Origin of the sequence: Shewanella indica, from assembly GCF_002836975.1 — a bacterium.
Taxonomy (GTDB): domain Bacteria; phylum Pseudomonadota; class Gammaproteobacteria; order Enterobacterales; family Shewanellaceae; genus Shewanella; species Shewanella indica.
The window spans coordinates 43,050-56,295 of record NZ_NIJK01000047.1 but is presented as its reverse complement, the minus strand read 5'-3'; the positions used below and the strand labels follow the sequence as shown (position 1 = coordinate 56,295).

Annotated in this window: 13 protein-coding genes; 6 read left to right on the top strand and 7 right to left on the bottom strand. The window is 47.7% G+C overall.

From position 1 onward, the window contains the following. Window positions 1-85: 85 nt before the first annotated feature. Window positions 86-2,677 carry a PDC sensor domain-containing protein gene (locus CX650_RS16020; RefSeq protein ID WP_101096395.1) on the top strand — a complete coding sequence of 864 codons (2,592 nt, stop codon included), beginning with the start codon at window positions 86-88 and terminating at the stop codon, window positions 2,675-2,677. A 219-nt stretch (window positions 2,678-2,896) separates the two neighbouring features. On the opposite strand, the gene fadR is transcribed toward CX650_RS16020, so the two are convergent. Beyond that, window positions 2,897-3,616, bottom strand: a complete 720-nt coding sequence (gene fadR, locus CX650_RS16015; RefSeq protein WP_101096534.1) for a fatty acid metabolism transcriptional regulator FadR — start codon at window positions 3,614-3,616, stop codon at window positions 2,897-2,899. A 303-nt stretch (window positions 3,617-3,919) separates the two neighbouring features. On the opposite strand from fadR, the gene nhaB reads away from it, so the two are divergent. Beyond that, entirely contained in the window at window positions 3,920-5,509 is a 1,590-nt protein-coding gene (gene nhaB, locus CX650_RS16010; RefSeq protein ID WP_101096394.1) for a sodium/proton antiporter NhaB, read from the top strand. A 138-nt stretch (window positions 5,510-5,647) separates the two neighbouring features. Continuing rightward, a complete protein-coding gene (gene dsbB / locus CX650_RS16005; protein ID WP_039033253.1) occupies window positions 5,648-6,160 on the top strand; it encodes a disulfide bond formation protein DsbB in 513 nt (170 codons plus the stop codon). A gap of 81 nt (window positions 6,161-6,241) precedes the next feature. On the opposite strand, the gene CX650_RS16000 is transcribed toward dsbB, so the two are convergent. From CX650_RS16000 to CX650_RS15990, 3 genes are read right to left on the bottom strand one after another with little or no spacing between them, the layout of a single operon-like run. Then, window positions 6,242-6,682, bottom strand: a complete 441-nt coding sequence (locus CX650_RS16000) for a YcgN family cysteine cluster protein (RefSeq protein ID WP_101096393.1) — start codon at window positions 6,680-6,682, stop codon at window positions 6,242-6,244. Between the two features lie 47 nt (window positions 6,683-6,729). After that, a complete protein-coding gene (locus tag CX650_RS15995; protein WP_101096392.1) occupies window positions 6,730-7,707 on the bottom strand; it encodes a lytic murein transglycosylase in 978 nt (325 codons plus the stop codon). Window positions 7,708-7,722: 15 nt separating this feature from the next. Further along, window positions 7,723-8,010 carry a YcgL domain-containing protein gene (locus CX650_RS15990; protein ID WP_039033317.1) on the bottom strand — a complete coding sequence of 96 codons (288 nt, stop codon included), beginning with the start codon at window positions 8,008-8,010 and terminating at the stop codon, window positions 7,723-7,725. Between the two features lie 122 nt (window positions 8,011-8,132). On the opposite strand from CX650_RS15990, the gene minC reads away from it, so the two are divergent. Genes minC through minE form a run of 3 tightly spaced genes read left to right on the top strand, consistent with a single transcriptional unit; the run spans window position 8,133 to window position 9,898 of the window. Beyond that, the gene (gene minC / locus CX650_RS15985; protein WP_101096391.1) at window positions 8,133-8,798 is read left to right on the top strand and encodes a septum site-determining protein MinC; all 666 of its coding nucleotides are present in this window, start codon (window positions 8,133-8,135) and stop codon (window positions 8,796-8,798) included. 26 nt (window positions 8,799-8,824) lie between these two features. Next, on the top strand, window positions 8,825-9,634 hold the full coding sequence (gene minD / locus CX650_RS15980) for a septum site-determining protein MinD (protein ID WP_039033257.1): 810 nt from the start codon (window positions 8,825-8,827) through the stop codon (window positions 9,632-9,634). A 3-nt stretch (window positions 9,635-9,637) separates the two neighbouring features. Then, entirely contained in the window at window positions 9,638-9,898 is a 261-nt protein-coding gene (minE, locus tag CX650_RS15975) for a cell division topological specificity factor MinE (RefSeq protein WP_039033258.1), read from the top strand. A gap of 256 nt (window positions 9,899-10,154) precedes the next feature. Here the strand turns inward: minE and CX650_RS15970 are convergent, their stop codons facing one another. Genes CX650_RS15970 through CX650_RS15960 form a run of 3 tightly spaced genes read right to left on the bottom strand, consistent with a single transcriptional unit; the run spans window position 10,155 to window position 13,064 of the window. After that, window positions 10,155-10,694: a BsuPI-related putative proteinase inhibitor gene (locus tag CX650_RS15970; RefSeq protein WP_101096390.1), complete on the bottom strand. Its 540-nt coding sequence runs from the start codon at window positions 10,692-10,694 to the stop codon at window positions 10,155-10,157. Then, the gene (locus CX650_RS15965; protein ID WP_039033259.1) at window positions 10,694-12,529 is read right to left on the bottom strand and encodes an AsmA family protein; all 1,836 of its coding nucleotides are present in this window, start codon (window positions 12,527-12,529) and stop codon (window positions 10,694-10,696) included. The genes CX650_RS15970 and CX650_RS15965 overlap by 1 nt, the downstream gene beginning before the upstream one ends. 40 nt (window positions 12,530-12,569) lie before the next feature. Beyond that, window positions 12,570-13,064: a putative 4-hydroxy-4-methyl-2-oxoglutarate aldolase gene (locus CX650_RS15960; RefSeq protein ID WP_101096389.1), complete on the bottom strand. Its 495-nt coding sequence runs from the start codon at window positions 13,062-13,064 to the stop codon at window positions 12,570-12,572. Window positions 13,065-13,246: the final 182 nt, after the last annotated feature.

Genomic DNA, 13,246 nt, shown 5'->3' with positions numbered 1-13,246 from the left:
AACTGGGGGCAAGTTTCCGGGAAGGCTAAGCTCCCATCAGGAATTATATTAAGCAACTGATTTAAAGGCTTATTACTGAGGATATATGCAAGGGAACCAGGCGAAGCAACAATCCAACCCATTACCTTGGCTTCCCGGCTGGTTGAAACGCCTGCCGGTTAAATTTGCCCTCAGCCAGTTAATTATCAGCGCTCTTATCGTTATCAGTACTGTACTTGTACTGCTCAGCATCCAACGTAACCAGTTGCTTAGCCAACAAAGAGCATTGAATCAAAGTTATGGTCAAGTCGTTACCGCAAGACTGCAGGAAGTCACCTCCCAAATAGAAAGCCTGGTCAGTACCATGGCGAACCTCGGAGCTCTGTATCGTGGCAACGAATTTGAACTTCAGGCCAGTATCAAATCCGTGTTGGAATTAGATACCCAAAAGGAAATGATTACCGGCGGCGGTATTTGGCCCGAACCAAGAGCTTTTGAACCGGGAAAAATTCTTGACAGCCTCTTCTGGTATCGAGACGATTATGGCGAATTGCAGCAACTCAACAGTTATAATGAACAACCCCAACAAGGTTACCATAACGAAGATTGGTATAAACCGACACGCTTTTTCCCGGCAGACAGAACCTTCTGGTCAAGTGCCTATCGTGATCCTTACACTGCAGAAGCCATGGTCACAGCGTCTGTTCCTATTTGGCAAGATCATGAATTTATTGGTGCCGCCACTGTAGACATTAGCCTGGGAGGCCTGAACCGTTTCTTTAGAGGCGCCCTGAAAGATCTTAGTGGTTATGTGTTTGCCCTTGATTATCGCAACCACTTACTCGCATCCCCCTGGGAAGATGAGTTTCAAGACAATACTCGAGAAAAGCCGCTGAGTTTAGATGATTTTCAACGTTTGGAACGCCTTTTCCCAGAATTCCAATTCGTTGGTGAAGCGCTTCGCAGTGCGGATCAAGTACTTATCCAACAGGCAAACCAACACAAAGCCTTTAGCAATCAACAATTGGCATCCTTGTTGGGGGACCGTGATGAAACAGACGCTGCGTTACTCAATACTATAATCAATAACTCTGCCAGAGAATGGCCAGCAAATGCCAAACTTTTGTTAACTCAAGAGCTTAATCAAGACCCCTTACTCAAGGAACCTGCACTGGTTTCGGTATTTTTGATGCCAAAGACCTATTGGAAAATAGTAATAGTTACGCCACTGTCCTCGCTCAAGAAAGATGCAACCTTAATAGCCGGTAAAGTGGGTATCTATCTTATTGCAATTCAACTGCTGGCGCTGTTACTGCTGTTTCTGGTTCAACACAGGTTATTTATTAAACCTATTAGCCGTATGGCCGAGGCGCTCAGAGAAAACAACCCTGCCCGTTTGGAGTTGGATGCCAGAGATAGAGAAGATGAACTGGGGATATTAGCCGGCAGCTTTATCTCCCGTACCCGGCAGTTGGAAACAACTATGGCTAGCCTGGACGCCAGTAACCTGGCGCTGGAGCAACAGCTGGAAGTACAGTATAAGGCCCAACAAGTCCTAAAAATACGTACCGAGCAGCTGAACGCCTTAATGAATCACTCACAAAATATAATATATATCAAAGATTTGACTGGTAAATACACACTAGTTAATGATAAATACTGCGAAATAACCGCCCATGAACGCAATCAATTTATCGGCGCCAATGATACTCAGGTATTTCCGCTTGGTTTGGCGCAAATATACCAGGCCAATGATAAAAGAGTGATAAACAATCACAGTCCGTTCTGCTCTGAAGAACCCATAGCAACCCCTCTGGGAGATGTGACATTTCAAGTAACCCGCTTCCCAATTCGGGATGAATTTGCCGAGATCTGCGGCATAGGCGCCATAGCATTTGACCTTTCCAGTCACAAACGACAAGAGCGACAACTGGAACAGGCCCTGGAATTGCAAGTTGATCTCAATAAGCGTAACAAACGTACCATCCAACAACAGCAGCAACAGCTTGAGCAGTTGGAAACCATGTTGCAACAAGCACAAAGCAAGTCCCAGTTACTCAGCCTCAGCACAACATTGATGCAGGAACAGGAATTACAACTCCCCAATTTATTTGGTCAGCTCATCTGTGAGCTATCTAGCGCTTTTGATCACTTGGGATCCCGACTGTTCGAGCCTGACATAGGCGAAATACAACAAGAGTCCAAAGAGCTTATCTTGGCTGAGTCCGCCAGATTACGCCATCTTTTGGCCTTGGTTAACCATCCTCAAACAGAAATCAAAGCGCTCTACTTCGACGAGTTTGTCTTCCATATGCAGGCTCTGTTGGCATCTGCATTTACTGAAGCCAATGTTGAAATGAGAATAATTATTGAAGAAAAGCTTCTACCTGGCGCCAAACCATGGCAATTATTATTGCTCTTCTACCCTTTGTTGAGACAAATATTACATGATACTCCCCAAGGTTCATGCATCACGCTCAACGCCACCAAAATAGATGAACATCATTTCGAGACTAAGCTAACCAACAGAAGGGAAACAAATCCTGAGCATGTAGCGAAAGAACACAGCGCAACAGATTCCCTTGTCAACTTGCAAGATTACGTTAGATTAAAGTTGCTTGGGGAGATGACCATAAGCGTCGATGATGACAAATACAGCCATATAAGGCTGGTTATTCCTTTAGAATCAATGAGCTAAAACATAAGCTGTATATTGAGAAGTTGATATTAACTCAAAGTATTTAACCAAGCACCCTGAGTTAACAAAGGTCACTTATCATATCAGACAAGTAACATAGCAAGTGTTTACAGGAACCCAAACTTAGGGAAAAGGATAGGCCATTTGCTGATTACACTGCTTGCATCCAGCCCTGCAAGCAGTGCATACATGGGACTTATTCGCACTTTCTTTAAATATTTATTGATTATCCTGAGCCATTTCCAACGGCATAGCATCACGTAATTTTTGCCACATGATGCCACTATCAATACCATAAGATCGCATCAAGGCCGGTACTTGAGTATAATTTTTGTCCTTGGCCAGGATTTCAAGTTTTTGATAGAAAGCCAATGCCAAGGCCCGAGCCTCGGAGCTGCTGAAATAGTAGCGTCCGACTCTGGCATACAACCCTTTGAATCCGTTTAGGATAAGCACATACAGAGGGTTCCCCGATGAAAACGCTAGGGTGTGATGCAACTGGTAGTCAAACTCGGCATAAGCCTCTGCTTCATCTTCCAGATCATGGATTTTAGACAGTGCCTCGACCGCAGTATCCGGGTTATGCCGTAGCGCTCCACGAAAATAGATGGCACTGACATTAGTTCTGGCGGACAAGAGCTGATCAACCAGTACAGGAAAACCTTCCGGGTTGAGATCGGCAATCGTCTCCAAAATGTTAAGTCCTGAGGTTTCCCAGAAATTATTCACTCGGGTGGGTTTGCCATGCTGAATAGTCAACCAACCGTCGCGGGCCAAACGCTGTAACACTTCTCTTAAAGTCGTACGGGTAACGCCAATAAGCTCTGATAATTCCCGTTCCGCAGGAAGTATGGAGCCGGGGGGAAACTTATTTTCCCAGATTGAACGCACTATATATTTCTCTGCAAAACTTGCAGGTCCTTTGGCATTGATTATCATCAGCCCGGTTTTCCGATTGTTAGCATTATTCTGGCCACAGATCATACCAGAGCGACGAAAAATGAAAACCATCAGATCACAGATGGGAAATCCAACCCTGTAGAGTTCTCAATAATTGCTATAAAAGTGACCAAGTTCAAATCAGCAGTCACTGAATTTTGCGCTCGAGATCCGCTTTTTGAAATCCCTGTATACCCTAATCATTACATTGAGTTTATCTTTAGGCTAGACTGAACTACGCAAATTTTACCGTTCGTCAAACAATGACGTTACAACCACTTATAACAGATTAGAGAGGAAGACATGCCTGCTACACCGATTCAGGCTTTTATGAGTAACTTCTTGGGTAACTCACCCAAGTGGTACAAGCTTGCAATACTGATTTTTCTTGTCATCAACCCGATACTCTTCAGTATCAATCCCTTTGTTGCGGGCTGGTTTTTGGTCGTGCAGTTTATCTTCACTCTGGCCATGGCACTTAAGTGCTATCCTCTGCAACCAGGCGGTTTATTGGCGATTGAGGCCGTATTCATCGGAATGACCAGCCCCAGCCAAGTGTTACACGAGATTGAGGCCAACCTCGAAGTATTATTATTGTTGGTATTTATGGTGGCCGGTATCTACTTCATGAAGCAGTTACTGCTTTATGTATTTACCAAGATGATCACCAAGGTGCGTTCCAAAACAGTTGTATCCTTGATGTTCTGTGTCGCCTCTGCCTTCTTGTCGGCGTTCCTCGATGCCTTGACGGTTATCGCAGTGATCATTGCCGTGGCAATAGGCTTCTACTCCATTTACCATAAAGTGGCGTCCGGTAAAGACTTCAGCGCCGATCATGACCATACCTCGGATGGTAGTGAGCAACTCAATGCCCAAGAATTGGAGGCCTTTCGTGGTTTCCTGCGTAACCTCTTGATGCATGCCGGGGTTGGTACTGCCCTCGGTGGCGTGTGCACCATGGTGGGTGAGCCACAAAACCTGATCATAGCCGCTCAGGCCAATTGGCAATTCTCCGAATTCGCCCTGCGGATGTCGCCTGTGACTGTGCCAGTGTTCTTTGCCGGTATCATTACCTGTATGCTGGTAGAAAAATTCCGCATCTGTGGTTATGGCGCCCAACTGCCTGAGGCTGTGCACAAAATTCTGGTGGAATTTGCTGCCCACGAAGATGCCCACAGAACCAGTAAAGATAAGATGAAGCTGGTTATCCAAGCTCTGGTTGGTATTTGGCTGATTGTCGGTCTAGCCTTCCACCTGGCATCAGTTGGTCTCATCGGTCTGTCAGTGATAATTCTGACCACGGCCTTCAACGGTATTACCGATGAACACGCCCTGGGTAAAGCCTTTGAAGAAGCCCTGCCATTTACCGCACTGCTGGCGGTATTCTTCGCCATTGTGGGTGTGATTATCGATCAAGGCCTGTTTGCCCCTGTCATCCAATGGGCTCTCGGCTTTGAAGGCAATATGCAGCTGGTTATCTTCTATGTGGCCAACGGCTTGTTGTCCATGGTCAGCGATAACGTGTTTGTGGGTACTGTCTATATCAACGAGGTGAAAGCCGCGCTGATTGATGGCCAGATCACCCGCGATCAGTTTGACCTGCTTGCCGTTGCCATCAACACTGGGACCAACCTGCCCTCTGTAGCGACTCCTAACGGTCAGGCGGCCTTCCTGTTCCTGCTGACCTCAGCTCTGGCTCCGCTCATCCGTCTCTCATATGGCCGTATGGTTTGGATGGCCCTGCCATACACTATCGTACTGTCCATTGTTGGTGTACTGACCATTGAGTTAGGCTTCCTGGAGCAGATGACCCAATACTTCTACGACTCAGGTATGATCCTGCACCACAGCGCTCAAGAAGTGCTGGGTAAAGGTGCTGCTGTAGGTCATTAGTCGATTATTGACTGAACCTTTGGGTTTCAGTAGAGTCCAAAAAACGCCCCTTGGTGGGCGTTTTTTTATGGGGTTGGCACCCATCTTAGGAATTATCCCACCTCACCCCGGACTGATGGTCATCAATGGAGAATAGATTTGACTGCAATGATACGTTTCGCCCACTCCCGCATAGCTTGGGGAGTTCTGGCGCTCAGCGCCCTGTCTCTGGAGCTTGCTGCACTGTACTTTCAGCACGTAATGCAACTCGAGCCTTGCGTTATGTGTATCTACCAGCGCCTGGCGGTGTTGGGTTTACTGCTGGCCGGCATCATAGGTTTTCTGGCGCCGGGAATACGTACCGTACGACTGCTTGCCGCCTTGCTATGGGGGTTTAGCGCCAGTTGGGGACTGAGGTTAGCCATTGAACTCAATGATATGCAGCAAAACCCTTCACCCTTTTCCACTTGCTCATTTCTGCCGGACTTCCCTTCCTGGATGCCACTGCATGAATGGCTCCCTTCGGTATTTATGCCAACAGGCATGTGCACCGATATTCCCTGGAGCTTTATCGGCATCACTATGTCGCAGTGGATGATTGTTGCTTTTGCCACCTACCTGTTGGCACTACTGCTCTACGCTATGCCAATTCTGAGCAAGAGACGCAACTGATTGCTTCCACAATAAAGCTTTCAGGTTTTCTAAATATAAAAAAGCCAAACATGATTTGTTTGGCTTTTTTATATAAATAGTTTAATCCAAATCTTTCAGCGGCCAAAGCACAATATGCTCTTCCAGATCCCTGACTTTAGTTTCACTCAATGTCTTATCTTTCACCGACATCCCCACTTCATGCATAGCATTCTTGGAACCGGTCAAAAGCGGATGCCAGGCGGGTAATGGTCGTCCCTGATACAAACGCCGGTAAGCACAACTATCCGGTAGCCAGTCCAGCTCCCCGATATTATTCGCCGTCACCGCAGTACATTGGGGAACAAATTCAAAGCGCTTTTCATAATGAATACAGCTGCAATCTTTATCAGACAATAACTTACAAGCCGCATTGGTATAGTAGAGTTCATCGGTTTCATCATCAATGAGCTTGTTGAGACAGCATTTGCCACAGCCATCACAGAGAGACTCCCATTCATCGGGAGTCATTTCGGCCAGGGTCTTGGTTAACCAGAAGGACATAAACTTGTTGATTCGTTCTTGAAAACTTGCGTAACCGCTATTTTACACTATTTTGAGGATGGATACTTGATCCGTTCGGAAAGATAGGCCGCTGCCAAAGCGAAATAATCTGAATCCTGCCAGCTTCGCAAGGCACGATAATTCTGATACACGAGATAGTGACGACCACGTTTGCCATCAGGCATGATCAGTGACACTTGCATATCAGTTCGGCCTGGTAGATCACCACCATCGTAACGACGAACGCCCAACTTCTGCCAGTGACTGAAACTCGCCTGATAACCTACACCCAATTGGTCATTCTTTATCGACTCGGGTGCTTTAACCTGACGTCCCCAGGTTTGCGTGTCATCCCAGCCTGCTTGCCGCAAATAGTTAGCCACAGATGCCAAACCATCAGCAAAACTATTCCAGATATCGACCTTGCCGTCGCCATCGCCGTCGCTGCCATATTGAAGGTAGGTACTTGGCATCAGCCCCAAAGACCCCATTGCGCCGGTACTCGAGCCTTTAAGCTCGTTAAAGTCGACCGATTGTGACGCGAGAATTTTCAGTGCCGAGATGAACTCTTTGCGATAAGCCTCTTGCCCCTCATAGGCCAGTGACGCTGTCACAGACAGCACAGGATAACTACCCTGCTGATTGCCAAAATCCGACTCGAGTCCCCAAAGGGCCAGAATAAACCTGGGTTGCACCCGGTATTGTTTTCCCAGCCCAAGCAACAGCGGCCGATACTCTTCAGCCAATACCCGTCCCTTGACCACCATCTCTTCATTGATAATCCGGGGGATATAATGTTCCAAATCCTGTGGAGGCTTTGGAATGGCCTTGTCATCATTTGAGGCCTTTTTAAACAGCTTTATTTGACTGAAGGCCTTATTCAAGGTGAATTGATCTATCCCTTTCGCTGCCGCGTCCTGTTTTAATATATCAAGATACTGCTCGAAACTGCCCTCGGTGGCCACGCAGACCTTGGTCAGCGACGCGCCCAGCAGCGAAATAAACACCAGGGAAAGTCTATCCATAAAATGCGTTATTCCTTAAGCAGAGTGATCATCCAGGCCCTTGCTAAGTCTCAGCTCCTTCAGCATATCTACCGGAGGCGGCGGTAATTGCAAATAATAGCCCTTTTCCGCCAGTTCTGCTTTTACCTTGTTAATATCAGCGATGCCCAGTTGCCGCCTCTTTTGCAACGGTAACAACATGACCAATTGTGGTGGTCCAAATACCTGCATCAAGGGTGCTGGTACATCATCAAACTGATCTTTCTTGTTGACGAATAAATAGGTGTCGGCTTTTTTCAGGCTTTTATAGACAGCACAGATCATAATTGTATCAATTTCCATGGGTTCAAACTTGCCACTTATCAGGGCACACTATAACATGGACGCCTTGGAATATAACGCTGTCACGCAATCTGACTGCTCATTTTCTGGAGAATGATGCCGGGATGCCAAAACCTAGTCTAGAGCTAAAAGGCTCTTCTTTTACGCTCTCTGTACTTCACATCAACACCCCTGATCTGGACGCCCTTTTCAAAGAGCTCGATGGCAAGCTCGCCCAGGCTCCGCAGTTTTTTATTAATGCTCCATTGGTGCTAAACCTGAGTCAAGTTAATGGCACAGATATAGATCTCCAAGGACTGCGCCAGGGACTGACCGACAGACAGTTGGTGATAGTTGGGGTAACTGCAGCCGATAAGGCTCTCAATGAAGCCGCCAAAGCCCAGGGGTTAGCCAGTATCAAGGCAGGAAAGCAATCCGAACTGCCACCGCCTCCCCCGAGGGTCACCAAGATCGTCAAACAAAACGTGCGTTCAGGGCAACAAATCTACGCCAAAGACGGTGATTTAATCGTTTTTGGTGCAGTAGGGAATGGCGCTGAAGTCATTGCTGATGGTAGCATTCATGTATACGGGGCACTGCGTGGTAAAGCCATGGCGGGAGCCAACGGCGATAAGCATGCCGTGATCCTGGCCCAGTCCATGGAAGCTGAACTGGTTTCGATTGCGGGACAGTACTGGTTGACTGAAAACCTGCAGCAACACTGTACCGCCAAGAGTGGTTGTATCAGGCTCAGCGGTGAGTCATTAATCGTTGAATCGCTGCCCGGATAAGGCAGATGGAAAGGATAAAATAGAACATGGCACAAATTATTGTTGTCACCTCAGGTAAAGGCGGTGTGGGCAAGACCACATCGAGCGCGGCTATCGCCACCGGCTTGGCGCTCAAAGGACATAAGACAGTCGTTATCGATTTTGATATTGGCCTTCGAAATCTGGATTTGGTCATGGGCTGTGAACGCAGGGTTGTTTACGACTTTGTCAATGTCATCAATGGTGAATCCAATCTAAATCAAACACTTATCAAAGATAAGCGCTGCAATAAACTGTTCGTTTTACCTGCATCCCAAACCCGGGACAAGGATGCCCTGACCCGGGAAGGTGTCGGCAAGGTACTCGATGATTTGAGCAAAGACTTTGATTACATCATCTGTGACTCCCCTGCAGGTATCGAAACCGGCGCTATGATGGCACTCTATTTTGCCGATATAGCCATAGTAACAACCAACCCTGAGGTCAGTTCGGTCAGGGATTCAGACAGAATTCTAGGCATGCTGCAAAGCCGTAGCCGCCGTGCCGAACAAGGGCTTGAGCCTATCAAGGAGTATCTGCTGCTGACCCGCTACTCCCCTGCCAGGGTGAAAACCGGCGAAATGCTCAGTGTGGAAGATGTGCAGGAGATCCTGGCAATAGATCTGCTTGGAGTTATTCCTGAGTCCCAGGCAGTGCTCAAGGCTTCCAACTCTGGTGTGCCGGTGATCATAGATCATGACAGCGATGCAGGGCAGGCCTATGAGGATACTGTGGCTCGTCTGCTGGGTGAAGAGCTTCCGCTACGCTTTGTCGCGGAAGAAAAGAAAGGATTCCTTAAACGAATATTTGGTAGCTAAATTATGTCATTACTCGATTATTTCAGAAGCAGCAAGAAAAGCAGCACCGCGGCAACTGCCAAGGAACGTTTGCAGATCATCGTTGCCCATCAACGCGGTGAGCGCGGGGCACCGGATTACTTTCCGCAGATGAAGCAGGAGATAATTGAAGTGATCCGCAAGTATGTGCACATCTCTGAAGAGCAAGTATCTGTGCAGTTGGATCAGAACGATGACAACCTGTCGGTACTCGAACTCAATGTGACACTGCCGGAACGCCCCTGATTAAAGGGCAAACCAATGTAAATAATGCCGTTTCTGTAAAGAGACGGCATTTTATTATCTGGTCATTGCCAATACAATTCCCTCTGCCAAGCGCTGTTTGCAGGCCACTCAAAAAGCTATTTAATGATGGTTTCAGTAAAAAGCAACTTTGGAGAACGGCCGACAACACCCATAAAAAATCCGATGAGTCTGTATCATCGGATTTTGGATTTCAGTTTCAGCTTTGCCAGAGCTGCATTTGATTTATCCTAGGGGATCAGCGCCTGGCCACCGGCACTTCCAACATAGCCATAGCGGCCATACTGGATTCCAGAGGTTTACCTTCAAAACGTGCCTGGAAACTGTACCCCTCAGGACCAATACGCTCAAGCGCCTTGGCAGGCACCTTGAACATCACCTTCAGTGTCTGCCCCGGCTTGACGCTGGTATCTCTGATTGCTTGAGTGAACATCATTTCGTCTGACCAAGCCCAGACTCGCTGTTCCTTATCATCCACCAACCAAAGATCAGCTGTCATCCCAGAATTGAAGCGGAGCCCAATCGCGTATTCTTTGGGATTGTGGATCTCCAACATCACCTGCAAAGGTTGCTTATCAACCACATCGCTAAACGTCAGCTTACCTTCAAACAGTGCCGGTGTAGGCGCTTTCTTGATGGTACCAAAGTGCAGTGTCGGCATTCTGAGTTCCTCCATCCCTGTCGGGCTCTTTTGAGGCACAGGCTGAGTAGTTGCGGCATTGGAGCCGCTGCAACCAGCGAGTGCCAAGACCGCTAGCAAAGGCAAAACGGCGCGCATCAATTACCTCCTCCAAGTTTTTTGAAGATGCTGTCTTTAAGCTTGTCTTTCACCTTCTCGGTCTCTTCCTTGAGCTTGGAATCAAACAGCGCCTGAGTATCGAGTGCAAATTTGGGTTCCTGGAATGAACCGGAAATCATCAGCGGAATTTCGACACCGGCCAGATCATTCTTGCCTTCACCGCCCTGGCCCTTGAGGCTGCCGACTACTGAGGTTTTCAGCTTATAGTCCAGCTGCTCACTGATAAGGTTGGCACTACCTGCACCCGCCAAACGAATGAGTGGTGATGCCATCGCCAGATCCGGGTTATTGGCCAGACCATTTTTCAGACTGAAACTGCCGGTCAGGCTGGAGAAATCTGTCTTGCGTTCGCCCTCTTCCTGAGCCGACAAATCACCTTTAAGCTTGGCTTGGGCACTGCGGATCATATAAGGGATATTCACCCCATAGAGCGCACCATCGCTGATTTCAAACTTGCCGTTGGCGTCCAGGTTCTGCTTGATGTTATCCGGAATTAGGCTCTTGCCTTTACCTTTGACATTAAAAGCGGTGGCCCCGGCCAGAATTTTCAAGTCGGCCGCATCCTTGAGTAAAGGTTGAATTTTGACGCCATTGAGCTGAGTATCAAAATTGTAGCTGGCAACCTTATTGCGACCGTCAAGCTGTGCCTTGGTCATCAGTTTGCCCTGATACAAGTCAGCACTGAGCTGCTTCATATTCAGCACGCCATTGTTCAGTACCAGATCCATCTGCCAGTTTTCAGTGGTCAAACCGGCAACTTTAATGGCCTTAACCGTTAAATCCATGGCGAAGTTGACCTGCTTCATTGCACTCAAGTCAGGTTCACTGCTGGCCTTGGCGGCCGTTGCCGATTCAGTGGTTTTGGCTGCGGCTTTGCCTTCCTCACTGGCCGGCAGCAACTTGTCGAGATCAATTTCTCCCAAAGCCAAGTTGGCTTTCACATCCGGTATCTTGCCGCCGAAAGCCACTTTGAGATCCCCTTTGCCTTCAATATCAGCCACCTTGAGGCTACTCAATACCAACTCGGCATTTTGACGATTGAGATCCAATTTCACATCAGCATTCAGAGCGGCGCTCAACTTACCGCCGGGCATACTCTTGCCTTCGACACGATTGTCAATGGCAAAGCCGGTGATCTCCAACTGCTTCATGTCCGCTGAGATTTTCAATTGCCCTTTACCCTCGCTGACAATTTTCATCTCCGGCATGCTGCCGCTGAACTTATAGGCCAGAGGGGCAAATTTACCCAGCGAAAACTCGCCCAGAGTCAGGGACTCAAGTACAAAGGTTTGGTCACTGCCACTGCGCTTGTCGAGCAGATGAATTTGGGTATTGGTGATATTGATGCCGCCTATATTGAGACTGGCCAGCCCCTGAGCACTGCCTTCGGTATCCTTGGGTTGCTCTTTAGCCGTACCTGTGTCACCACTGAGCCCATCCAGACTGGTACGGCCGTCCTTCTGGGTAATGAGATCCAGTTTCAAACCATCGAGGTTTAATTGGGCAATTTCCACTTCTTTACGAAACAGTGGCATCAAGGCCACTTCAGCGACAACCTGGTTGACCGCCAACATCTGTTTTTCATCAAATCCATCAGGGTTACTCAGGCTGATACCGCCCAATTCAATTCCCAGAGTCGGGAAAAAAGTCCAGTTGAGATCTTGACTGATGACCAATTCACGCCCTGTCTGTTTTTTTACCGCATCGACAATCTGAGGTTTAAAGTCGTTGGGATCAAACAACAAGGTCAAATACAGAACCAGACCGAGAAACAATACCGCGAAAATACCCAGTATCCACTTAACCACTTTCATAATAGTTTCCTTGTTCAACAATAAGGACTAAGGCGCTTGTTCAACTGATAAAGGCCATATTCAGGGGATTTTGACTAATTGCGATGCCATTATCGTCAGCATAAAGCATCATTCCGGGGGTTATATGCACATCTCCGATGTAAAGTGCACAGTTTATTTCTCCTGCTCCCTTGCGCTCGGTTTTAATGGGGACTGGCGCCAGAGCCTTTACCCCTAGCGGCATAGTTGCCAAGGTGGCAACATCACGCACAGCGCCGTAGATCACCACTCCCTGCCAACCATGGTCAATAGCACTCTGGGCAATGAGATCCCCCATAAGGGCCTTGGCGGTAGAAGCGCCACCGTCCACCAACAGTACTTTACCCGTACCATCGGTTGCCAACAGCTGTTTCACCTTGGAATTATCCTCGAAACACCTGACGGTAACGATTTCGCCCCAAAAAATCGATTTGCCACCAAACTGACAAAAGACAGATGGCAGCAACGTGAGATCATTTTCATAATGATCAAAGAGATCCGGTAACAAATCCAGCATAGAGGCCTCCGTGCAAATACTGCTTTCTAGGTTAACGCCCTTATCCTGTCACCACAAGTTCCATGATAGCAGAACAGCTGTCTCCAGATTTATCTCATCCAATAAACGGTGAAATGCTTGAGTAATTTCAGAAATATACTATAGACTATTATAGGTGACAGCTTTGCGTTCCCTTTATCCTG